18 protein-coding genes, 1 tRNA gene and 3 pseudogenes are annotated in these 22,210 nt (G+C 74.3%); 10 read left to right on the forward strand and 12 right to left on the reverse strand.

The genetic code is table 11. The features are described from left to right. Nucleotides 1–37: 37 nt before the first annotated feature. The 6 genes from rho to argS form a co-directional block, all read right to left on the reverse strand. Entirely contained in the window at nucleotides 38–2,215 is a 2,178-nt protein-coding gene (gene rho / locus ABQ292_RS00145) for a transcription termination factor Rho (RefSeq protein ID WP_438940553.1), read from the reverse strand. A 246-nt stretch (nucleotides 2,216–2,461) separates the two neighbouring features. Beyond that, nucleotides 2,462–3,382, reverse strand: coding sequence for a homoserine kinase (gene thrB, locus ABQ292_RS00150; RefSeq protein WP_369201995.1), 921 nt, complete (start codon nucleotides 3,380–3,382; stop codon nucleotides 2,462–2,464). A 53-nt stretch (nucleotides 3,383–3,435) separates the two neighbouring features. After that, entirely contained in the window at nucleotides 3,436–4,515 is a 1,080-nt protein-coding gene (gene thrC, locus ABQ292_RS00155; protein ID WP_369201997.1) for a threonine synthase, read from the reverse strand. After that, entirely contained in the window at nucleotides 4,512–5,801 is a 1,290-nt protein-coding gene (locus tag ABQ292_RS00160) for a homoserine dehydrogenase (protein ID WP_369201999.1), read from the reverse strand. The genes thrC and ABQ292_RS00160 overlap by 4 nt, the downstream gene beginning before the upstream one ends. Further along, nucleotides 5,798–7,252, reverse strand: coding sequence for a diaminopimelate decarboxylase (gene lysA, locus ABQ292_RS00165; RefSeq protein ID WP_369202001.1), 1,455 nt, complete (start codon nucleotides 7,250–7,252; stop codon nucleotides 5,798–5,800). Before lysA ends, ABQ292_RS00160 begins: the two co-directional genes overlap by 4 nt. 32 nt (nucleotides 7,253–7,284) lie before the next feature. Then, nucleotides 7,285–8,946 (reverse strand): arginine--tRNA ligase, encoded by a 1,662-nt coding sequence (gene argS / locus ABQ292_RS00170; protein ID WP_369202003.1) that lies wholly within the window; start codon nucleotides 8,944–8,946, stop codon nucleotides 7,285–7,287. Nucleotides 8,947–9,165: 219 nt separating this feature from the next. On the opposite strand from argS, the gene ABQ292_RS00175 reads away from it, so the two are divergent. The 3 genes from ABQ292_RS00175 to ABQ292_RS00185 all read left to right on the forward strand — a co-directional run bounded on the left by ABQ292_RS00175 (nucleotide 9,166) and on the right by ABQ292_RS00185 (nucleotide 10,820). Continuing rightward, nucleotides 9,166–9,984, forward strand: coding sequence for a thioredoxin-like domain-containing protein (locus ABQ292_RS00175; protein WP_369202005.1), 819 nt, complete (start codon nucleotides 9,166–9,168; stop codon nucleotides 9,982–9,984). A gap of 7 nt (nucleotides 9,985–9,991) precedes the next feature. Next, nucleotides 9,992–10,690, forward strand: coding sequence for a DUF305 domain-containing protein (locus ABQ292_RS00180; protein ID WP_369202007.1), 699 nt, complete (start codon nucleotides 9,992–9,994; stop codon nucleotides 10,688–10,690). A 58-nt stretch (nucleotides 10,691–10,748) separates the two neighbouring features. Continuing rightward, nucleotides 10,749–10,820: transfer RNA gene (locus tag ABQ292_RS00185), tRNA-Arg, on the forward strand. Between the two features lie 167 nt (nucleotides 10,821–10,987). On the opposite strand, the pseudogene ABQ292_RS00190 reads toward ABQ292_RS00185, so the two are convergent. Next, nucleotides 10,988–11,173: pseudogene (locus tag ABQ292_RS00190) on the reverse strand (hypothetical protein); the annotation flags it as partial. A gap of 484 nt (nucleotides 11,174–11,657) precedes the next feature. On the opposite strand from ABQ292_RS00190, the gene ABQ292_RS00195 reads away from it, so the two are divergent. Then, nucleotides 11,658–12,002, forward strand: coding sequence for a TfoX/Sxy family protein (locus ABQ292_RS00195; protein WP_369202009.1), 345 nt, complete (start codon nucleotides 11,658–11,660; stop codon nucleotides 12,000–12,002). A gap of 370 nt (nucleotides 12,003–12,372) precedes the next feature. Further along, nucleotides 12,373–12,765 carry a VOC family protein gene (locus ABQ292_RS00200; protein ID WP_369202011.1) on the forward strand — a complete coding sequence of 131 codons (393 nt, stop codon included), beginning with the start codon at nucleotides 12,373–12,375 and terminating at the stop codon, nucleotides 12,763–12,765. A 1,050-nt stretch (nucleotides 12,766–13,815) separates the two neighbouring features. On the opposite strand, the pseudogene ABQ292_RS00205 reads toward ABQ292_RS00200, so the two are convergent. The 4 genes and pseudogenes from ABQ292_RS00205 to ABQ292_RS00220 form a co-directional block, all read right to left on the reverse strand. Next, nucleotides 13,816–14,193 (reverse strand): annotated as a pseudogene (locus ABQ292_RS00205) (multicopper oxidase domain-containing protein); the annotation flags it as partial. Nucleotides 14,194–14,342: 149 nt separating this feature from the next. Then, nucleotides 14,343–15,350: pseudogene (locus tag ABQ292_RS00210) on the reverse strand (multicopper oxidase family protein); the annotation flags it as partial. Nucleotides 15,351–15,500: 150 nt separating this feature from the next. After that, nucleotides 15,501–16,253 (reverse strand): AAA family ATPase, encoded by a 753-nt coding sequence (locus tag ABQ292_RS00215; protein ID WP_369202013.1) that lies wholly within the window; start codon nucleotides 16,251–16,253, stop codon nucleotides 15,501–15,503. Nucleotides 16,254–16,408: 155 nt separating this feature from the next. Further along, nucleotides 16,409–16,708 carry a hypothetical protein gene (locus ABQ292_RS00220; protein ID WP_369202249.1) on the reverse strand — a complete coding sequence of 100 codons (300 nt, stop codon included), beginning with the start codon at nucleotides 16,706–16,708 and terminating at the stop codon, nucleotides 16,409–16,411. Here ABQ292_RS00220 and ABQ292_RS00225 point away from each other — a divergent pair. The 5 genes from ABQ292_RS00225 to ABQ292_RS00245 all read left to right on the forward strand — a co-directional run bounded on the left by ABQ292_RS00225 (nucleotide 16,619) and on the right by ABQ292_RS00245 (nucleotide 21,295). Continuing rightward, nucleotides 16,619–16,861, forward strand: coding sequence for a dihydrofolate reductase family protein (locus ABQ292_RS00225; RefSeq protein WP_369202243.1), 243 nt, complete (start codon nucleotides 16,619–16,621; stop codon nucleotides 16,859–16,861). The genes ABQ292_RS00220 and ABQ292_RS00225 overlap by 90 nt on opposite strands. A 9-nt stretch (nucleotides 16,862–16,870) precedes the next feature. Next, the gene (locus ABQ292_RS00230) at nucleotides 16,871–17,431 is read left to right on the forward strand and encodes a GNAT family N-acetyltransferase (RefSeq protein ID WP_369202015.1); all 561 of its coding nucleotides are present in this window, start codon (nucleotides 16,871–16,873) and stop codon (nucleotides 17,429–17,431) included. Between the two features lie 84 nt (nucleotides 17,432–17,515). Continuing rightward, entirely contained in the window at nucleotides 17,516–18,112 is a 597-nt protein-coding gene (locus tag ABQ292_RS00235) for a TetR/AcrR family transcriptional regulator (RefSeq protein ID WP_369202017.1), read from the forward strand. A 5-nt stretch (nucleotides 18,113–18,117) separates the two neighbouring features. Further along, on the forward strand, nucleotides 18,118–20,310 hold the full coding sequence (locus ABQ292_RS00240) for an MMPL family transporter (RefSeq protein WP_369202019.1): 2,193 nt from the start codon (nucleotides 18,118–18,120) through the stop codon (nucleotides 20,308–20,310). Between the two features lie 91 nt (nucleotides 20,311–20,401). Then, nucleotides 20,402–21,295 carry an alpha/beta fold hydrolase gene (locus tag ABQ292_RS00245; RefSeq protein WP_369202021.1) on the forward strand — a complete coding sequence of 298 codons (894 nt, stop codon included), beginning with the start codon at nucleotides 20,402–20,404 and terminating at the stop codon, nucleotides 21,293–21,295. 41 nt (nucleotides 21,296–21,336) lie between these two features. Here the strand turns inward: ABQ292_RS00245 and ABQ292_RS00250 are convergent, their stop codons facing one another. Then, nucleotides 21,337–22,107, reverse strand: coding sequence for an SDR family NAD(P)-dependent oxidoreductase (locus ABQ292_RS00250; protein WP_369202023.1), 771 nt, complete (start codon nucleotides 22,105–22,107; stop codon nucleotides 21,337–21,339). Between the last annotated feature and the right edge of the window lie 103 nt (nucleotides 22,108–22,210).

The following is a 22,210-nucleotide window of genomic DNA, read 5'->3' on the forward strand; positions in this document are numbered from 1 at the left end:
CCCGAGCCCGAGGGGTGGGGGACAGGAGGGTCCTTCCTCAGTCGTTCCCGGGGCCGAGCGTCGTCTTCTGGATCTGCATCAGGAACTCGACGTTGTTGCGCGTCTTGCGCAGCTTGTCGAGCAGCAGCTCCAGCGCCTGCTGGGGCTCGAGCGCCCCGAGCACGCGGCGCAGCTTGATGACGATGGCCAGCTCGTCGGGCGACATGAGGATCTCCTCCTTGCGTGTGCCCGACGCGTTGACGTCGACGGCCGGGAAGACCCGCTTGTCCGCCAGCCGGCGGTCGAGCTTGATCTCCGCGTTACCGGTGCCCTTGAACTCCTCGAAGATGACCGTGTCCATCGTGGAACCGGTCTCCACCAGCGCCGAGGCGATGATGGTCAGCGAGCCGCCGTTCTCGATGTTGCGGGCGGCGCCGAGGAAGCGCTTGGGCGGGTAGAGCGCCGTGGAGTCGACACCACCGGAGAGGATGCGCCCGCTGGCGGGGGCCGCCAGGTTGTAGGCGCGGCCCAGGCGGGTGATCGAGTCCAGCAGGACGACGACGTCGTGGCCCATCTCGACCAGGCGCTTGGCCCGCTCGATGGACAGCTCCGCGACCGTGGTGTGGTCCGACGGCGGCCGGTCGAAGGTCGAGGCGATGACCTCGCCCTTCACCGAGCGCTGCATGTCGGTGACCTCCTCGGGCCGCTCGTCGACGAGGACGACCATGAGGTGGCACTCGGGGTTGTTCGTCGTGATCGCGTTGGCCAGCGACTGCAGCACCATCGTCTTGCCGGCCTTGGGCGGGCTGACGATCAGCGCGCGCTGCCCCTTGCCGATCGGCATGACCAGGTCGATGACCCGGGTGGTCAGCTGGTGCGGCTCGGTCTCCAGCCGCAGGCGCTCCTGCGGGTAGAGCGGCGTCAGCTTGGTGAACTCCGGCCGGTTGCGCGCCTGCTCGGGGTCCAGGCCGTTGACGGTGTCGAGGCGGACGAGCGCGTTGTACTTGTCCTTGCGCTCCCCCTCCCGCGGCTGGCGGACGGCGCCGGTGATGGCGTCACCGCGGCGCAGGCCGTGCCGGCGCACCTGCGACAGCGAGACGTAGACGTCGTTCGGGCCGGTCAGGTAGCCCGACGTGCGGACGAACGCGTAGTTGTCGAGGACGTCGAGGATGCCGGCGACCGGCAGCAGGACGTCGTCGTCGCTGACGGTCGGCTCGTTCGGCTGGTCGAAGCGCTCGCGCCCGCCGCGGCGGTTGCGGTCGCGGTACCGGCGCCCGCGGCGGCCGCGGCCGCCCTCGAGGTCGTCGTCCTCCTCGTCGCGGTCGTTGGCCCGGTCGTTGCCGCGCTCGTTGCGGTTGTCGTTGCGGTTGTCCGGCCGGCCGCCGCGGTCGTTGCGCTCGCCGCGGTCGGGGCCGCGGTTGCCGTCGCGGCCGGTGCCGTTGCCGTCGCGGTCGGCGCGGCCGTTGGCGTCGCGGTCCCGGACGTTGCCGGGGCGCTCGGCACGCTCGCCGTCACGGGGGCGCTCACCGTCGCGGCCGTTGCCGTCACGGGTGCGCTCGGCACGCTCGCCGTCGCGGCCGTTGGCGTCGCGGTCGCGCCCGTTGCGGTTGCGGTCCCGGCGGGCCGGACGGTCGCCGTCGGTGCGCTCGCCGTCGGTGCGCTCGCCCTGCCCGTCGGCGGACCGGCCGTCAGTGCGCTCACCCTCGGTGCGCTCCGCGGGCGGGGCGGCCGGCGCGGCGGCGGTGGCCTGCTCGGGAGCCACGGTCGGCTCGGCGGCGCCCTCGGTCGGTGCACCGGCGGGGCGGCTGGCCGCGCGGCGGCGGCGGGGCGCGCTCTCGGTGCCCTCGGTGGTCGGCGGGGCGGTCAGGGGACCGCCGTTGGCGCCCCCGCTGACGGGGGCCTCGACCGGCGCGGCGGTCGCGGCGACGCCGCGCGGCTCGGGCGCCCCGGTGGTCGAGTCGTCGGCCGGGGCACTGGGCGCCGGGAGGCTGCCGCCCGGGGCCCCGCTGCCGACCTGACGGGCGGAGATGGCGGCGACGAGGTCGCCCTTGCGCATGCGGCCGGTGCCGGAGATGCCCAGCTCGGCCGCGAGCCGCTGGAGCTCGGGGAGCAGCATCCCGGCCAGCCCGCTGCCGCGGCGGCGGGATCGGCCCGCCGTCCCGGAGACGGCGGGGGCCTCGCCCGTTCCGGCGCCCTCGGGGGCACCGACGGTGGCGAGGTCGGTGGTTTCGCTCACGTACAGGTCCTTCCCTGCGGTGACCTGCGCCTACCAGCGCAGGGGGTGACCCGGCGCCTGCCTGTCCGGCCGGATGACGGGACAGCGGGACAGACGGCGGATCGAATGGGTGCGGGGCGGATCAGCGCCGACGGGTGAGAACGTCTGCAACGTCCCGCGCGAGGCTCGCCCGAGGGGGCGGCTGAGCCGAAGACTAGACTCACCCCACGGACGGGACAACACCGCTGGGCTGCAGGGTGTTCCTCGTTATCGAGACGATACCCCAGGTGCAGCGGGCAGCACGCAGGCTCCGTCGGGGTCCACCCCGAGGGGGTGGAGACGCCACCCGTCCGGGGTGAGCGAGCTCACGTCGCGCACCGCGTCGTCGTCCCCCGTGGCGAGCACCAGCAGGCTCGGGCCGGCGCCGGAGACCACCGCGGGGTGCCCCGCGGCGCGCAGCCGGTCGAGCAGGTCGAGCGACCCGGGCATCGCCGCAGCGCGCTGGCGCTGGTGCAGCCGGTCCTCGGTGGCCTCGAGCAGCAGCCCGGGCTCCCGGGTCAGCGCGTGGACCAGCAGCGCGGCCCGGCCGGCCGTGGCGGCGGCGTCGGCGTGCGGGACCGTGTCGGGCAGCAGCCCGCGGGCGACGTGCGTGGGCAGCGTGGCCTCCGGCACCAGGACCACCGGCCGCACGCCGGGGAGGACCGCGAGCCGGGCCGCGCGCGCGGCGCCGTCGGTCATCCACGACAGCGTGGCGCCGCCGAGCAGGCAGGGCGCGACGTTGTCCGGGTGGCCCTCGAGCTCCGTGGCCAGCCGGAGCACCGCGTCGTCGTCGCGGACGTCGACGTCGGGGCACAGCTCGAAGGCGCCGACCACCCCGGCGACCACCGCGGCGGCCGACGACCCCATCCCCCGCCCCTGCGGGATGCCGTTCTCCGCCACCACCCGCAAGCCGGGCGGCCACCACCCGAGGACGTCGCAGGCGGCGCGGAACGCCCGCACGACCAGGTGCGACCCGTCGGTGGGCAGCTCCCCCGCCCCGACGCCGGACACCTCGACGGTGAGCCCGGCGTCGGCGACGGCGAACCCGACGACGTCGTGCAGGGTCAGCGCGAGGCCGGCGCAGTCGAACGCGGGACCGAGGTTGGCGCTGGTCGCGGGGACGCGGACCCGCACAGTGGATCCGGCCACGTCCCGGGTTCCCTCGCGAGCGTGCGAGCGGAGGGGAGGACGTGGTCCTCCCATCAGAGACCCAGCTGCGCGGCGGCCGTGGCGGCGTCGACCGGCACGGTCACCGGGACGGGGGCACCGGAGATGGCCCACTCGGGGTCCTTGAGCCCGTTGCCGGTGACGGTGCAGACGACGCGCTGCCCCGGCGCGAGCTCCCCGGCGGCAGCCACCTTGAGCAGGCCGGCCACCGAGGCGGCCGAGGCCGGCTCGACGAAGACCGCCTCGCTGCGTGCGAGCAGCCGGTAGGCGGCGAGGATCTCGCGGTCGGTGACCGCGTCGATCCGCCCGCCCGACTCGTCGCGCGCGGCCAGCGCCTTGGTCCAGGACGCGGGGTTGCCGATCCGGATGGCGGTGGCGATGGTGGTCGGCTGCTCGACCACGTGGCCGGTGACGATCGGCGCGGCACCGGCGGCCTGGAAGCCCCACATCCGCGGGGTGCGGGTGGCGGTCCCGTCGGCGGCGTACTCGCGGTAGCCCTGCCAGTAGGCGGTGATGTTGCCGGCGTTGCCGACCGGGAGGCAGTGCACGTCGGGGGCGTCGCCGAGCACGTCGACGATCTCGAACGACGCGGTCTTCTGGCCCTCGATGCGGTACTGGTTGACGCTGTTGACCAGGCTCACCGGGTAGTCGATGGCCAGCTTGCTGGCCAGCGCAAGGCAGTCGTCGAAGTTGCCCTCGACCTGCAGCAGCTTGGCGCCGTGCACCAGCGCCTGGGCGAGCTTGCCCAGCGCGATCTTGCCCGTGGGCACGAGGACGGCGCAGACGATGCCGGCCCGTGCGGCGTAGGCGGCGGCGCTGGCGCTGGTGTTGCCGGTCGAGGCGCAGATGACCGCCTGCGCGCCCTCCTCCACGGCCTTGGTGATGGCCATGGTCATGCCGCGGTCCTTGAACGACCCGGTCGGGTTGGCGCCCTCGACCTTGAGGAACACCTCGCAGCCGGTGCGGCGGGACAGCTCGAGCGCCGGCACCAGCGGCGTCGCCCCCTCGTGCAGGGTCACCACCGGCGTCGTGGCGCTGACCGGCAGCCGCGACCGGTAGGCCTCGATCAGCCCCGGCCAGACCGGCGAGACGGCACCGCGCAGCGTCTCCGTCATGACAGACCCTCCACCCTCAGCACGCTGGTGACCCCGCGGACGGCGGGCACCTCCCGCAGTGCGGCGATCGTCGCCGACAGCGCCGCGTCCGGGGCGCTGTGCGTCACGATGACCAGTGTGGCGGCGTCGCCGTGCCCGTCCTGGCGGACGGTCGCGATGCTCACCTCGTGCCGGGCGAACTCCGTGGCCACGGTCGCCAGCACACCCGGGACGTCGGCGACGTCGAGGCTGACGTGGTAGCGGGTCGGCGTCTCGGCGATCGGCCGAGCGGGCAGGTCGGCGTAGGCGGTGGGCCCGGCCCCCGCGGCGCCGGACACCCGGTTGCGCGCGACGGCGACCAGGTCGCCGAGCACGGCGCTGGCCGTGGGCTCACCGCCGGCGCCCTGCCCGTAGAACATCAGCTGCCCGGCCGCCTCGGCCTCGACGAACACCGCGTTGAACGCCCCGCCGACGGCGGCCAGCGGGTGGCTGGTCGGGATCATCGCCGGGTGCACGCGGACGGCGACCGAGTCACCCTCCTCCCCCGGCACCCGCTCGCAGATGGCCAGCAGCTTGACCGTGCAGCCGATCTCCGCGGCGCGGGCGACGTCGGTGGCGGTGACCGCGGAGATCCCCTCGCGGTGCACGTCGGCGGCGGTGACGGCGCTGTGGAAGGCCAGCGAGGCGAGGATCGCGCCCTTGGCGGCGGCGTCGAACCCGTCGACGTCGGCGGTGGGGTCGGCCTCGGCGTAACCGAGCTCGGTGGCCTCGGCCAGCGCCTCGGTGAACCCGGCGCCGGTCTCGGCCATGCGGGACAGGATGTAGTTGGTCGTGCCGTTGACGATGCCGACCACGCGGCGGATCTGGTCGCCGGCCAGTGACTCGCGCAGCGGGCGCAGCAGCGGGATCGCCCCGGCCACCGAGGCCTCGTAGTACAGGTCGACGCCGGCCTTGACCGCCGCTGCGTGGAGCGCGACGCCGTCCTCGGCCAGCAGCGCCTTGTTGGCGCTGACCACCGACTTGCCCGCCTCGAAGGCGGCCAGCAGCAGCGTGCGGGCCGGCTCGAGGCCGCCGATGACCTCGACGACGAGGTCGACGTCGTCGCGGGTGACCAGGCCGAGGGCGTCGGTGGTGAGCAGCCCGGCGGGCACGTCGGGGTGCCGGTCGGGTCGGCGGACGGCGACGCCGACGATCTCCACGGGCCGGCCGACCCGGGCGGTGAGGTCCTCGGCCTGCTCCTCGACCAGCCGCAGCACCGCGCTGCCGACGGTCCCGCAGCCGAGGAGGGCGACCTTGAGCGGCTTCACGATCGTGCTCCCACGGGGTGCTCGGGGGCGGGCTGGTCGATCGCCGGGGACGGCGCCGGGGTGTCGGCGAGGACGGCGTCGAGGGCGAACACGTCCGCCAGTGTCTGCCGCCGGACGACCTCGGTGGCGGCGCCGTCCCGGACGGCGACCACCGGCGGCTTGAGCAGGTAGTTGTAGTTGCTGGCCATCGACCAGCAGTACGCGCCGGTCGCGGCGACGGCGAGCAGGTCGCCGGCCTGCACGTCGGAGGGCAGCCACAGGTCGCGGACCAGCACGTCGCCGCTCTCGCAGTGCTTGCCGACGACGCGGCACAGCGCCGGCGGGGCGTCGGAGGTGCGGTTGGCCAGCACGCAGGTGTAGTCCGCGTCGTAGAGGGCGGTGCGGATGTTGTCGCTCATCCCGCCGTCGACGGAGACGTAGTTGCGCACCTGGGGTGCGCCGTGCCCGCCGCTGCCGAGGCGGACCGGCTTGATCGTGCCGATCTCGTAGAGGGTCACCGTGCCGGGGCCGGCGATGGCCCGCCCGGGCTCGACGGCCAGTCGCGGCACCGGCAGGTCCAGCGCCGCGCACTCGCTCGCGACGACCGCCCGCAGCCGCGCGGCGACGTCGGCGGGGCTCACCGGGTCGTCGTCGGGCAGGTAGGCGATGCCGAAGCCGCCGCCGAGGTTGAGCTCCTCCAGCACCTCGCCGGTGGCCTGGCGCACCTGGCCGAGCAGGCCGACCACCCGGTGCGCGGCGGCCTCGAACCCGGCGGTGTCGAAGATCTGCGAGCCGATGTGGCTGTGCAGCCCGGACAGGTGCAGGGCCGGCTCACGGATCACCCGGACCGCGGCGGCCAGCGCGTCGCCGGTGGCCAGCGAGAAGCCGAACTTCTGGTCCTCGTGCGCGGTGGCGATGAACTCGTGGGTGTGCGCCTCGATGCCGACGGTGGTGCGGATCAGCACCGGCACCGGACGCCCGCCCGCGGCCACCCGGTCGGCGGCCATCGTCACCAGCCGGTCGATCTCGTCGAAGGAGTCGAGGACGACGTGGCCGATCCCGGCGTCGACGGCCAGCCGCAGCTCGCGGAGCGACTTGTTGTTGCCGTGCAGGGCGATCCGCTCGGCCGGGAAGCCGGCGGCCAGCGCGACGGCGAGCTCGTTGCCGCTGCAGGCGTCGAGGTGCAGTCCGTCGTCGGCGATCCAGCGGGCCACCTGGCCGCACAGGAAGGCCTTGGAGGCGTAGTGGACGTCGGCGCCGGCGAAGGCGGTGGCGAAGTCGGCGGCGCGGCCGCGGAAGTCGTCCTCGTCGAGGACGAACAGCGGGGTGCCGTGGGTGCGCGCCAGCTCGGTGACCGGCTTGCCGCCCAGGTGCAGCTCACCGGCGACCCGCTCCGCCGAGCGCGGCCACACCTGCGGGTCGAGCGCGCCGAGGTCGGCCGGCGGGAGCCCGACCGACGGCGGCGGGGTCATGCCGCCGTGCAGCGGGCCGGCAGGATGCGCTCTCACATCCGCTCCGGGGCGGAGACGCCCAGCAGACCGAGGCCGTTGCGCAGCACCACGGCGGTGGCCGCGCACAGCCACAGCCGCGCGGTGGTCAGCGGGCCGGCCTCCTCGTCGCCGCGGGGCAGCACCCGGCAGGCGTCGTAGAAGCGGTGGTAGGTGCCGGCCAGCTCCTCGAGGTAGCGGGCCACCCGGTGCGGGGCGCGCAGCTCGGCGGCCGAGGAGACGACCCGCGGGAACTCGCCCAGCGCCCGCAGCAGGTCGTTCTCCCGCTCGTGCGCGAGCAGGCCGGCGTCGACGTCCCCGGGCTCGCCCAGCGACAGCCCGAGGTCGGCGGCGTTGCGCAGCACCGAGGAGATCCGGGCGTGCGCGTACTGCACGGAGAAGACCGGGCTGTCGTTGGTCTGCCGGCTCCACAGGTCGGCGTCGATGTCGATCTGCTGGTCGACCGAGGCCCGCGCCAGGGCGTACCGGGCGGCGTCGCGGCCGACGGCCTCGACCAGGTCGGTGAGCAGCACGAAGTTCCCCTTGCGCTTGCTCATCCGGACCGGCTCCCCGTTGCGCACGAGGTTGACCAGCTGGCCGATGAGGATCTCGAGGTGCGTGTCGGGGTCGTCGCCGGCCGCGGCCACCAGTGCCTTGTACCGGCCGACGTAACCGGAGTGGTCGGCGCCCAGCATGATCACGACCCGGTCGAAGCCGCGGGCCCGCTTGTCGAGGTAGTAGGCGCAGTCGGCGGCGAAGTAGGTGGGCTCGCCGTCGGCCTTGACCAGCACGCGGTCCTTGTCGTCGCCGAAGGTCGTCGTCCGCAGCCAGACGGCGCCGTCGGCCTCGTAGACGTGCCCCTGCCCGCGCAGCGTGGCCACCGCCTTCTCCAGCGCGCCGGACTCGTGCAGCGTCCTCTCGGAGAAGAACGTGTCGAAGTGCACGCCGAAGCCGGCCAGCGTGCTCCGGATGTCGGCGACCATCGCCTCGATGCCGCGGGCGGCGAAGACGGCGGCCTGCTCGTCCTCCGGCCGCTCGAGCAGGCCCGGCTCGGCCGCGACCACCTGCGCGGCGACGTCGGTGACGTAGTCGCCCCGGTAGCCGTCCTCGGGCACCGGCCGGCCGAGTGCCGCGGCCTGCAGGCTGCGGGCGAACCGCTCGATCTGCGCGCCGGCGTCGTTGACGTAGTACTCGCGGCTGACCGCGGCGCCGCTGCTCTCCAGCAGCCGGGCCAGCGCGTCGCCGACGGCGGCCCAGCGGGTCGAGCCGAGGGTGACCGGCCCGGTGGGGTTGGCCGAGACGAACTCGAGGTTGAGCCGCTGCCCGGCGAGGACGTCGGTGCGGCCGTAGCCCTCGCCCGCGGTCACCGCCCGCACCGCGATCTGCCCGAGCGCCCCCTGGGCCAGGGTGACGTTGAGGAAGCCGGGGCCGGCGACGTCGACACGGGCCACGCCCGGCTGGGCGCGCAGCTCCTCGGCCAGCAGGTCGGCGACGGCGCGCGGCGGCATGCCGGCCGGCTTGGCCAGGCGCAGGGCCACGTTGGTGGCGTAGTCGCCGTGCTCGGGGTTCTTGGGACGCTCGACGAGGACGTCGTCGGGGACGGCGACGGCGAGCGTGCCGCGCTCGACGACCGCCCCGACAGCGGTCCGGACGAGGTCGCGCAACTGCTCGGGTGTCACCGCGTGATCGTACGCAGCGGGCGCGACGCGCCTGCCCGCCGCACCCGCGCGGGCGGGGAGCCCTCGGGGAGCCGACCTAGACTCGCGGGTGAGCAGCGGCCGCGGGGCCGGAGGCCCCCATCCTGGGCCGCCCCGCGCGGGAGCACCACCCCAGCCGCCGCGCACGTGGACACGACCGCCGCCACCGGGCGGTGACGGAGCCGAGGACGAGGAGAGCCCGTGGCCAAGGACCGCAAGCCCGATGCCGGCCGGACCGGGGGCGGGGCGAGCCGGTCCGGCTCCGGCGCCCGCCCCGCGGGGGCGAGCCGGGCCACCGGCCGGGGCCGCACGCGACCGCCGACGCAGGTGGTGACCCACCAGCGGCCGTGGGGCCTCATCGCCGCGGCCGTCGCCGTCGTCGTCTTCGCCGCCGCGGCCATCACCTACGCGGTGGTGCAGGTGCGCCAGGCCGACGCCCAGCAGGTCGACGCGATCGACGAGATCGCCGGGATCGAGAGCTTCGACTACGCGGCCGGGCAGGAGCACGTGACCACTCCGGTCGAGTACGACCAGTCCCCGCCGGTCGGCGGCCCGCACGACGGCGTCTGGGCCGACTGCACGGGCACCGTCTACGACGTCGACGTCCGGCACGAGAACGCCGTCCACTCGATGGAGCACGGCGCGGTGTGGATCGCGTACGACCCGGAGGCGGTCTCCGGCGGCGACGTCGAGCGGCTGTCCGAACTGGTCGACGGCGTCTCCGGGCGGCTGCTGTCGCCCTACGTGGGGCTGGACTCGGCGGTGAGCCTGCAGTCCTGGAACCACCAGCTCAAGGTCGACTCCGCCGACGACCCGCGGATCGAGCAGTTCGCCGACTTCCTCACCTTCAACAGCGAGGTGGAGGGCGCCTACCCCGAGGTCGGTGCCAGCTGCGAGAACCCCGACTTCATCGCCAACCCGCTGGTGGCCGGCGACCCGAGCGAGCAGGTCGGTCCCACCGACGCGCCGACCACGCCGACCCCGGCCGCCGAGGGCTCGAGCGCGCCGAGCACGCAGTGAGGTCCCGGTGACCGGCACCGCCGTCCGTCCCGGCCAGGACGCGCCGGCCCCGGCTCCACGCCGACGGGGGCGCGGTCTGCGGGCCGCGCTCCTGGCCGTCATCGCCGTCGCGCTCGTCGCGCTCGGGGGCGGGCTGGCGGTGGGGCTGGGCATCGGCCAGGAGGGGACGCCGGCCGCCGACTCGGTGGACGCCGGGTTCTCCCGCGACATGGCGCTGCACCACCGGCAGGGCGTGGAGATGGCCAACCTGGCGCTCGAGCGCAGCGAGGACGCGGAGGTCCGTCAGCTCGCCTTCGACATCTCGAGCACGCAGACCAACCAGGCCGGCCGGATGGAGGGCTGGCTGTCGCTGTGGGGCCTGTCCCGCTCCGGTGGCGAGCACATGGCCTGGATGGGCGACGCGCACGCCGGGCACGACACGTCCGCGACGTCGGGCCCCGGCGCCCCCATGCCCGGCATGGCCACCGAGGCGGAACTGGCCGACCTGCGGTCGCTGACGGGGACGGCGTTCGACGTCGAGTTCCTCCGCCTGATGACCCGCCACCACCAGGGCGGCTTCGACATGGCGCAGTACGCCGCCGGGAACGCGAGCGAGCCGGCCGTGCGGACCCTCGCCGGCTCCATCGCCGACACGCAGGCCGCCGAGGTCACCACGATGGTCGGCATGCTGACCGCGCGGGGCGGGACGCCGCTGCCCGCGCCCTGACCGCCCGTCGGCGGAGCGTGTGGGACGGGCTGGTAACTTCTCCCCTGCCCCACCGCGAGCCCCCGTAGCTCAGGGGATAGAGCACCGCCCTCCGGAGGCGGGTGCGCAGGTTCGAATCCTGCCGGGGGCACTTCGTGAAATGCCTGCTCGGAGCGGTGATCCACCGCTCCGCCGGGCGTCGTCGAGGTCGATGACCTCGGCCTCGGGCAACACTCGGGCAACGGCAACGGCAGCGGCGCGCGCGGCCGCGCTCGCCTCGGCCACCTCGTCCAACCGGTCGCCGAACAGGTGCCGGTACTGGTTCAGCGTCATCGCTGCCGAGGCGTGGCCGAGCACCTGCTGGACGACCTCGACCTCGACGTCGGCGCCGGAGGCGATCGCCAGCGACGCCGCGGTGTGCCGTACCCCGTCGGGGTGCAGCCCCGCTCGGCCGATGGCGGCCGCGGCGGCGGCTGAGCCCGCCGGACCTGCTCCCGGGGACACCAGGAGCCGACCAGACCAGCAGGGCCACCGCGCCCGCCGCGGCAGCAAGGGCGGACGCCCGGTCCGCTACGACCGCGAGCTCCACGAGAAGCGCACCGTCGGCGAAGGCTCCTTCGCGCTGCTCGAGCAGTGGCGCGCACTGGCCACCCGCTACGACAACACGCACTCATCCACCGCGGAGCCGTCGTCCTGGCCGCAGTTCTCGCCTGGACCCGCACTCGAGAGACACCCTGGTTCCCATGCCAAGATGACCTTGCGGACACCGTGAGCGGCAACGCCGAGGCGCTCCTGCTGGCGATCACCGGCCGCACGACCGCACTCGGCCACCTCAGCGGCGACGGTGTGTCGACGTTGCGTGGCCGACTGGCCTGACCCGGTCCCCATCGAGAACGGGCAGGAGCCTCGAGCCCGAAGTGAGCTGTAGACGGGTCTGTCAGCGACCGGAGGATCGACGCTTCTCGGTTCGCCAGGAAGGAGACGACGAGTGGCTCACGATGCTGAGCTCGCAGGCCGCGTTCGCCGTGCTGTTCCTGATGAGAAGAACGTTCGTGAGGTGACGATGTTCGGTGGCCTCGCGTTCATGGTCGATGAGGAGATGATGGCCTGCGTCTCGGGCGGCGGGGGCGCTCTTCTCGTGCGCGTGTCCCGCAGTCGCGATGCCGAGTACCTGAAGGTGGAAGGTGCCCGCCGAGCGGAGATGGGCAAGGGCAGGTCGATGGGCGAGGGTTGGATCACCGTCGACGAGGATGCGCTCACGGAGGACGGAGATCTGCACTTCTGGATCGACGCCGTCCTGGAGTACAACGCCGAGAAGACCGCAGAGTGCTGACCGAACGGATCGAGCGACCAAGCCCGAACCGTTCCGGCAGATCACGCCGCGCGCCCGCACCGGTGACGGTGACGGTGCACGGTGCCCTCCACCACCTGTCGGTGATCCGGTACGGCCGCGACCGCCCCGTCACCATCGGCTCGATCACCGCCCACTGCCCATCGGTCAGCTCCGCGCGAGTGCCCACCGAGCGAGACCTCCGCAGCATCCGCCACTCACTCAGGGATCGTTCCACCATGAGTCCGGCGCGCCTGCTTCGTCCTTCGGGTGGGGCTGCTGAGGTCGTGGTGGGTGATCGAGCAGGTCGCTTCGCTGCTGCCACCGCTCGGGCCGCGTGTGGGAGCAGCCAGGAGCCCCTAGGTTCGGCCGGGTGACTCCGCAGTTGTTCGCCTACCTCAGCTACCGCGACGCCCCGGCCGCACTCGACTGGCTGGCCGCGCTCGGCTTCTCGGAGGTGCGGCGTCAGCAGGGGCCAGACGGGCAGGTGACGCACGCCGAGGTCCGCTGGGGGGATGTCGCCCTGATGGTCAGCAGTGACGACGCCGACCACCAGGTGCCGCCGCTGCTCGGGCGGTCCACCGGACGCGGTCTCTACCTGCGCGTCGAGGACGTCGACGGGGTGTTCGATCGGGCCGTTGCCGCCGGTGCCCAGCCGGTGATCCCGCCGGAGAGCACTCCCTTCCACACCCGGCGGGCCCGGGTCCTGGACCCCGGCGGTCAGGAGTGGAGCTTCGGGACCTACGAGCCCGGCGTCTCCTGGTAGGCGGTGGATGGGCCAGGCTCGACCGCGTCGGTGGGAGGTCACCGGTGACCTCACCGCTGCCTGCCGCTGCTGGTCACCGCCGCGGTCTCGCTCCTGCCGGTGCCGCGTCCGCCCGAACAGTGCCCACTCACCGAGCCCGCACCCGCCGACGCTGACCTATCGACGGTCGGTGCGCCGCTCTCGCCGCCGCCGGTGGATCCGCCCCCGGTGTCCTGGTGGACCCGGATCGTCCTCTCGGCCATCCGCCGTGTCGTGAACCGCTCGACGTACCGGCGGCGGCCGGCGCTCACGCAGCGCTGGCCCAGCTCCGGGTCGGCGAGCGGTTCGGCGACCGCCGCGGCGAGGGCGGGCGCGCGTTGCCCGGGGCACCCAGCGTTCCGGTTCGTCCGTGGATCACGACCACGACCTCCGCGCTGCCGATGACGTCGGTGATCACCACCGGCATCCCGACGTCGACCGCTTCGGCCGGGCTTGCTTCCGCCGACGACCTGGGCTTGGCGTCGCACTGCCGGACTTCCGCGTCCCTCGGAGGTCAGTCGCCGTCGCGACCACGAGATGACTGGCGTCTCGCCACGGGTCTGCCGTCTCGGGCAACACTGGGGCAACACGAGGTCCGTCCACCGCCATCGACGGCCACCGACAGCCAACCCCGGCCAGGTCGCTGACCTGCAAGAAGGCCCATCGACCACCACCTGCCGACGACGGTCGATCCTCGTCTTCCCGCTCTCCGGAGGCGGGTGCGCCGGTTCGGGTCCTGCCGGGGGCACACATCCAGACCTGGCCAGCGGCTCGGCGACCCAAGCGGGACCGGTGCGTGGGTGGGTCGGCCGACTCCACGAGCTGGACGTCGATCGCCCCGTCGGGTCGAGGACCAGCGCGGGCCCCGACCGGGACGCCGCAGCAGCGGTCCCGACCTTGCGCAGGTGCGGCCTAGGGAGCCGACCGGGGGGCGAAGCGGGGGTCGAGTGGGTCCAGGCCCTCGTCGGCGCCGTCCTTGACCCAGAACTGGTGCATCATCATGTGGTCCTCGTGCCCGGAGTTGTGGCAGTGGATCGTGTACCGGCCGGTGTGCGGCCCGAACCGGACTGCGATGCGGACCAGCTCGCTCTCCCCGAGGTAGACCGCGTCCTTGGGTCCGTCCTCGTAGCCGGCCGGGGGGCGACCGTTGCGATCGAGCACCCGGAAGTCGACGAGGTGCAGGTGGACCGGGTGGAACCAGCGGCGGAGGGGTTCTCCAACTCCCAGACCTCGACGGTGTCGCGCTGGGGCTCGGCAATGGCCTGCCGGAACCCGGAGTTCTCGACGTCGGTCCAGGTCAGGCCGTTGATCGTCATCACCCCGCCCCGGCTGTCGAAGCGGAGGCGGCGGGTGGTCACCGCGTCGGCGGGGTCGATCGCGAGCACTCCCGCCCGGTCCACGGCGGGCCACTCGTCCTCGCGCAGGACGGCGTCCGGACCGCCCGGGTCGGTGCCGACCCGGAAGGCCATCACCTGGCCGGTGTGCTCGTAGTCGGTCGCGTTGGGCACTCCGAGGTTGCGCAGCTCGACCTGCCGCCCGGCCGCGGGTGCGAAGTCGACCAGGACGTCGTACCGCTCGGACATGCCCAGCTTGAGCTGGTCGACGTCGACCGGGCGGCGGACCAGCCCGCCGTCGGTGGCGACCACCGTCATCGGCAGCCCGCGGGTCAGCTGGAGCAGGTAGCCGCGGGCGACCGAGGCGTTGAGCAGGCGGAACCGGTACGTGCGTGGCCGGACGGGCACCTCCGGCCACGGTGCGCCGTTGACCAGGATCACGTCACCCATGATTCCCGAGACGCTGTGCGGGTCCATGAGCAGCTGGCCGTCGGCACGGAAGGCGACGTCGCTGATGGTCAGCGGCACGTCGAACTCGTCGTCCACCGGGAGGCCGAACGTCGGCTCACCTGCCTCGGGCAGGATGTGGTACTGGGCGGCCAGCCCGGTGTAGACGTTCGGGGCGGTGTGGTGCGCGGCGTGGTCGTGGTACCAGAGGGTCCGCGCGTCCTCCTCGTTGTCGTACTCGTAGTCCTTGCGGAAGCCCGGCTCGCTCAGGTCGTTGGCGTAGCCGTCGAACGGGGGCAGCGACGGCGACCCGTGCAGGTGCGTGGAGGTGTGGAACTCGTAGCCGAAGAGCGGGTGGGTCGCGGGCAGGCGGTTGACCTGACGGACGGTGACCCGCTGGTTGCGTCGCACCTTGATCGTCGGGCCGGGATATGAACCGTCATAGACCCACATCGCCGTCTCAGGCTCGGGCGGGGGCAGTAGCCGCAGCGACGCCGGGCCCTGGACGACCTGCACGACCGGCCGGCTGCCGGGAGCGTCGGGCACCCGCAGCACTGGTGGCTGCACGAGCCGGTCGTGAGCCGTGTAGGGCCGCGGCAACCTGCTGGCGGCCAGCTCCGATGCCCGGGCCGCGCCGGCGGCGACGGTGAAGGGCAGGGCGAGGGCCGCCGCGCTCACCGCCGTTGCCTTGAGGACCGTTCGGCGCGTGAGATCGCGGTCTGCCATGGGGCCCGTCCTGATCAGGTCGTCCGTCACTACATCGTGAGTGGTTGTGTTGCGCGTCATATTCCGTCGGCATCATGCCCGACCACTCGCGGTGGATGTCAACCCGTGCCGGACCCACCCGGTACTCGCCGGACCGCCCCGACGTCCGCGCCCGAGGACACGGACGGGCTCGCGGCCGTGCGCCGGGGCCCGTGCGGCGTACTCCGGCGGTCAGTGCCGCCGGGGGTGGCGGGGGTGGTACGTGGCTATCGGCAGGCTCGCCGGAGAGAGGCCGGGCCGTGCACCGGCGCCGTCCTTGGTGACGGCGTCACCGCCCACGCCGAGCGGGGTGCGGGTGACCTGCTGGCTGCTGTCGAGCAGGTCGTCGAGTGCCCGGGTGAGGTGCTCGGAGGTGACCTCGCTGACCGGGTCCTGCTCGTGCAGGGCCTCCAGGACGGCCCGGCGCAGCGACTCCCCGAGGAACGAGGCGGTCACGCCCTCCGTGCGGTCGACGGCCGGGGTCACATCGTCCTCCGACAGCCGCAGCGGCACGTCCCGGCCGTACAGCTCCAGCAGCCGCCGGCGGGCCGCGGCGTCCGGCAGGTCGACGTCCACGGCGACGTCGATGCGGCCCGGCCGGGCGGCCAGCGCCGGCTCCAGCAGGTCGGCCCGGTCGTTGGTGAGGACGAACAGCAGGTCCGCGTCGGGAGCCGCGCCGTCCATGGCGTCGAGCAGGTCGAAGAGCACGGGACTGCCGTCGGGGCCGAAGGACCGGTCCATGGCGACGAGGTCGACGTCCTCGAGCACCACCACGGCCGGCTGCAGGTCGCGGCCAACTCGGCGAGAGCGGTCTGCAGGTTGACGTGCTCGAAGGGCGGGAGCTCCCGCGCGACCACCGACTGCTCCCGGCCGGCTGAGCCGAGCGTCTCCTGCACCAGGGCGACGACCTCGTTGCCCGCGCCCTGATTTGGGACGTTCAGCCACTCCAGCAGCGACCTCAGCCCCGCAGTGAACTCCCTGACCTCGGTCCCCGACGCCTCCGTCGCCACGACCCCACCTGCTCCCCGTCAGCCCGCGCGTAGCCGCGCGGCGTAGCGATCACCGTCCTGCTGCACCGGTGACCGACGGAACCCAGGCGCTCAGGGCTCGTGGGCGATGAGGACGCCGCGGGCAGCGCGGGTGCGCTCCACCCGGACTGTCGACCCGACAGCCACGCCGACACCAACCAGTTCCAGGTGCCGGTCGTCGTCGTCACCCACACGCCGCCGGTGGTCCCCCCCGAAGCGCAACGAGCGGCTCTCGGTCACGTTCGTCACCGGCGGGTCCGGGCCGCCGTCGAGCGGGCGGCCGTGGCGGCGGGCGTACGCGCCGAGACGGTCGTGGGTGGTCCCGACCTCACCCGCCAGCTGCTCGACGCGGGTCTGGTCGACCAGCTGCACGTCGACGTCGTGCCGGTCCTGCTCGGCGCCGGCCTCGGCTGTTCGAGGGGACGAGCCCGCTCACCCTGGAGGAGCTGGGCGTCGAGGGGGTCGGCCTGCGCACCAGCCTGCGTTTCCAGGTGGCGCCACCCGCGGGCTGACCGGTGCACCTAGCGTGGATCCGTGGGAGCCCGACCGTGGCACGACCTCCCGGAGGACCTGGTGTCCCTCGCCCGGGGGGCCGTCAGGCTGCGGCCCCTGCGTGAGGAGGACGAGGTCCAGGCCCGGCAGGCGCACGCGGAGCTGGCCGCGGACGACTTCCCCTTCCTGCTCGCCTGGGACCCCGCTGCGCCCTGGCCGGAGCACCTGCGGCTGCTGGGCCAGCGACGCCGGGGGCTGGAGGTCCCCGACGGCTGGGTCCCGGAGACGTTCCTGGTCGCGCAGGTCGGCGGCGACCTGGTCGGCCGGGTCTCGATCCGGCACCGCCTGAACGAGTACCTCGCCGAGTTCGGCGGGCACGTCGGCTACGCGATCCGGCCGGCACACCGCGGGCTCGGGTACGCCACCGCCGTCCTCGCCCAGGCGCTCGTCATCGCCCGGGCCGAGGGCGTGGACGAGGTCCTGGTCACCTGTCAGGACGGCAACGCGGCCTCGGCCGCCGTCATCACCCGGTGCGGCGGCCGGCTCGAGGACGTGCGGAGGGACCCGGAGGGCCGCCCGCACCGCCGGTACCGGATCGCCTGACCCACTCCGTACTGTGGCCGACGACACCGACCGGATCGGTCGGTGAGCCGACCGGATCGGTCGGTGAGCCGTACGGTGGTCGCCGTGGCACGACCGTTCCGGCAGCAGGTGGACGGGGGCATCCTCGACCGCGCCGCCGCCCTCTTCGCCCGCCGCGGCTTCGCCAAGACCTCCGTGCAGGACGTCGCGGCCGCCGTCGGCCTGTCCAAGGCCGGGCTGCTGCACCACTTCCCCAGCAAGGACGCGCTGTACGAGGCCGTCCTCGCGCAGGCCGACACCATCGGCGAGCAGGTCCTCGACCACGTCCGCGACCTGCCGCCCGGCGCGGACCGGGACCGCCGGGCCGTCGAGATCCTGGTCGACGTCGCCCTCGCCCACCCCGGCCTGGTCGCCCTCATGCTCGCGCCGGCCACCCAGCTCGGCAGCGAGGACGCCGCCCCGGGGACGGCGACGACCGAGCTGGTGCTGCAGGCGTTCGGCGTCGACCCGGAGTCGACCGAGCCGCAGCGGCTGGTCCGCGTCGTCGGGGCACTGGCCGGGCTCGCCGTCCTGACCCTGGCCGCCCACGCCGAGGACCGGACCACCGAGTGGCGGCCGCACATCGTCGACACCTGCACCGATGCGCTGGGCCACCGCCGGCCCGGCGCGGCCCTGTCCGACCCCCACCAGGCGGAGGCCTGATCCGCATGGCTGTGTTGTTGTCCCGGCTCGGCGCCTTCTCGCACCGGCACCGGGTGTCCGTCGTCCTCGTCTGGCTGGTCGTCCTGGTGGGCGGCGGCGCCGGCGCGGTCACCCTGGCCGGCGAGACCTCGAACTCGTTCTCCATCCCCGGGCAGGAGTCGACGACCGCCCTGGAGCGGATCGGCGAGGAGTTCGGCGTCGGCGGCGGCGCGTCCGCCCGGGTCGTCCTGGTCGCCCCGGACGGGCAGACGCTGACCACGCCGGAGAACGCCGCCGCGGTCACCGGGGTGGTCGGCGAGCTGACGCAGCTGCCGGGCGTCGCGTCGGCCACCACCCCGCTGGACCCCGCCGCGCCCGCGGTCAACGCCGACCAGACCACCGGCTACAGCACCGTCACCTACGACGCCGCACCGGGCGAGGTCACGCCCGAGCAGCAGGACGCCCTGCTGGCCGCCGTCGACGACGCCCGTGCCACCGGCCTGACCGTCGAGGTCGGCGGCGAGGCCGTGCAGGAGCCGCCGCACGTCGGGGGGCCGGCCGAGGCGATCGGCGTCGTCGTCGCGCTGGTGGTCCTCGCCGTCACCTACGGCACGCTGGCGATGGCCGGCCTGAACCTGCTCACCGCGCTGGTCGGCGTGGGCATCGGCGTCCTCGGCATCACGATCGCCACCGGGTTCACCGACCTGTCGTCGACCACCCCGACGCTGGCCGCGATGCTCGGTCTGGCCGTCGGCATCGACTACGCGCTGTTCATCGTCACCCGGTTCGGCCAGGAGCTGCGCCGGGGCGCCGACGTCGGCACCGCGGTCGCCGTCGCCACGGGCACCGCCGGCTCGGCCGTGGTCACCGCCGGCCTCACCGTGGTCATCGCCCTGGTCGGCCTGTCGGTCGTCGGCATCCCGTTCCTGACCCAGATGGGCGTGGCCGCGGCCGCGACGATCGTCGTCGCCGTCCTCATCGCCCTCACCCTGGTGCCCGCCGTGCTCGGCTTCCTCCGGCACCGCGCGCTGCCGAGGAGGCAGCGGCCCGCGGGGGTCCACCACCTGCGGCACGGTGCACACGTGGCCGCCCGCCGCGGGTTCCTGACCGGGTGGGTCGACACGGTCACCCGCCACCGGGTCGTGACGCTGCTCCTCGCGGTGGTGGCCCTGGGCACGATCGCCGTCCCCTTCTTCTCGATGCAGACGACGCTGGTGCAGACCCCGCCCACCGACAGCACCCAGGCCCGCGCCCAGGAGCTGCTCGCCGACGGCTTCGGCGAGGGGTTCAACGGCCCGATCACCGTGCTGTTCGAGGGCGCCGGCGCGGCCCAGGCGGCGGCCGGGGTCAGCGGCGCGGTCACCGGCCTGGACGACGTCGCCCTCGTCACCCCCCCGGTCCCGAACCCCGACGGCACCGCGGCCCTGCTGACGGTCATCCCGCAGTCCGGCCCCACGGACCCGGCCACCGAGCAGCTCGTCGCCGACCTGCGCGACCTGCTCGCCGGCACCGACGGGGTGCAGGCCTCGGTCACCGGCCAGACCGCGGTCAGCGTCGACGTGGCGCGGAGCCTGGACGAGGCGCTGCCGGTCTACCTGGCCCTCGTCGTCGGCCTGGCGCTGGTGCTCCTGGTCCTGGTCTTCCGCTCCCTGCTGGTGCCGCTGGTCGGTGTCCTGGGCTTCGTGCTCACCATCGGCGCCTCGCTCGGCGCCACGGTCGCGGTGTTCCAGTGGGGCTGGCTGGCCGACGTGGTCAACCTCGACGCCACCGGGCCGCTGATCAGCCTCACGCCGATCCTGGTGATCGGCATCCTGTTCGGCCTGGCGATGGACTACCAGATCTTCCTGGTGTCGCGGATGCACGAGGCCCACGCGCACGGCGCCGCGCCGCTGGAGGCGATCCGCACCGGGTTCCGCCAGGCGGCCCCGGTCGTCGTGGCGGCCGCGCTGATCATGTTCAGCGTCTTCGCCGGGTTCGTGCCCGCTGGTGAGGCGACGATCAAGTCGATCGCCTTCGCGCTGGCCGCCGGCATCCTCGTCGACGCCTTCGTCGTCCGGATGGTGCTGGTGCCGGCGGCGCTGGCGCTGCTCGGCGGGCGGGCCTGGTGGCTGCCCCGCTGGCTGCGCTGGCTGCCCGTCCTCGACGTCGAGGGTGCCGCCCTCGAGCGGCCCGACGCGCACGAGGACCCCACCGACCTGGTCGGCGCCGCCCAGCGCTGAGGGTCCCCCGCTGCCCCGGACCCGGCCCGCGCGGAGCGTCGGGACCGGGGCGTCGGGATCGCCGCCCGGGCACCCGGCTAGCGTCCGCGGCATGGAGCACACCGGGGTGCGGACCGCCCGCGTCGGGGACGTCGAGATCGCCTACGAGACCTTCGGCTCCGCGGAGGACCCGCCGCTGCTGCTGGTCATGGGCCTGGCCACCCAGATGATCGGCTGGCCCGAGGAGCTCTGCCGGATGCTGGCCGACCACGGCCTGCACGTCATCCGGTTCGACAACCGCGACATCGGCCTGTCCACGCACCTGCACACGGCCGGCGTCCCCGACGTCCTCGCCGTCATGGGCGGCGACCGCTCGAGCGTCCCCTACGCCCTGGCCGACATGGCCGACGACGCCGCCGGCCTGCTCGACGCCCTGGGTCTGGACGACGCGCACGTGGTCGGCGCCTCCATGGGCGGGATGATCGCCCAGCTGCTGGCCACCCGGCACCCGCAGCGGGTCCGCAGCCTCACCTCGATCATGTCGACGACCGGCGACCCGGCGGTCGGCGCCCCGGCACCGAGCGCGGTGGGCGTCCTGCTCGCGCCGCCGGCCACGGACCGCGAGTCGGCCGTCCAGCGCGCCGTCGCCGCCTTCCGGGTCGTCGGCTCCCCCGGTTTCGAGTTCGACGAGGCGGGCGTGCGCGAGCGGGCCGGGCTCGCCTTCGACCGCGCGCACGACCCGGCCGGGGTCTCCCGCCAGCTGGCCGCCGTCCTCACCACCCCCGACCGCACCGCCGACCTGGCCCGCGTCGAGGTCCCGACGCTGGTCGTGCACGGCGCACAGGACCCCCTGGTGGACGTCAGCGGCGGCCGGGCGACGGCGGCGGCGGTGCCGGGCGCCGAGCTGCTCGTCGTCGAGGGCATGGGCCACGACCTGCCGCGCGCCGTCCTGCCGCAGCTGGCCGAGCGGATCAGCGCGCTCGTCGCACGGGCCGACGGCCGCTGAGCCGGCCGGGGCCCCGCACGCGCGGGGCCCCGGACCGGCGCTCAGCTGGTGAGCATGCCGCCCTCGACCGGGATCGTCGTCCCGGTGACGTAGCCGCCGGCCTCGCTGACGAGGAACACCAGCGCGGCGGCCAGCTCCATCGGGTCGCCGGCGCGGCCGACGAGGACCCGGCTCATCTGCTGGTCGAGGTAGCCCTCGGGGTACTGGTCGGTCATCTCCGAGGCGAAGAACCCCGGGGCCAGCGCGTTGACCCGGATGCCCTTGCGGCCGGTCCACTGCTGGGCGAGGTCGCGGGTCAGCCCGATCAGCCCGGCCTTGCTCGCCGCGTAGGCCGCCTGCGGCAGCCCCGCGGTGGTCAGCCCCAGCACGCTGGAGATGTTCACGATCGAGCTGCCCGGCTGCATCACCCGCCCGCAGGCCTGGGCCATCCAGTAGCAGCCGTTGAGGTTGACGTCGATGACCTGCCGGAACTCCTCGGGCTTCTCCCGGGTGGCCGGGGTGGCGGTGCCGATGCCGGCGTTGTTGACCAGGACGTCGACCCGCCCGAACTCCGCCATGGTCGCGTCCACCAGCGCCTGGCAGTCCGCCACCTCCGCGACGTCCGTGCGGACCGTGATCGCCCGGCGCCCGGCTGCCTCGACCGCCTCCCGGGTGGCCGCCATCCGGTCCTCCCGCCGGGCCCCGAGGGCGACGTCGGCCCCGGCCTGGGCCAGTGCCCGGGCGAACACGACGCCCAGCCCCGACGACGCCCCCGTCACGATCGCCACCCGGCCGTCCAGCCGGAACATGTCCAGGACAGTCCTGTCCGCCACGCTGCAGTCCCTCCGTCGTCCCCGCGCCCCTGTCGGCCCCCGGACCGTAACCGCGTGTGGGGTGTACCACCGCTCGGGCGGGTAGGGAGCCCGTGCAGACAGC

Origin of the sequence: Geodermatophilus maliterrae (assembly GCF_041018925.1) — a bacterium.
Taxonomy (GTDB): Bacteria; Actinomycetota; Actinomycetes; order Mycobacteriales; family Geodermatophilaceae; genus Geodermatophilus; species Geodermatophilus maliterrae.

Bases quoted from the DNA above. Each gene is read 5' to 3' on its own strand.
- thrC (WP_369201997.1), bottom strand. From the start codon at position 4,515: ATGACGGAGACGCTGCGCGGTGCCGTCTCGCCGGTCTGGCCGGGGCTG.
- ABQ292_RS00245 (WP_369202021.1), top strand. From the start codon at position 20,402: ATGGAGCACACCGGGGTGCGGACCGCCCGCGTCGGGGACGTCGAGATC.
- lysA (WP_369202001.1), bottom strand. From the start codon at position 7,252: ATGACCCCGCCGCCGTCGGTCGGGCTCCCGCCGGCCGACCTCGGCGCG.
- ABQ292_RS00240 (WP_369202019.1), top strand. From the start codon at position 18,118: ATGGCTGTGTTGTTGTCCCGGCTCGGCGCCTTCTCGCACCGGCACCGG.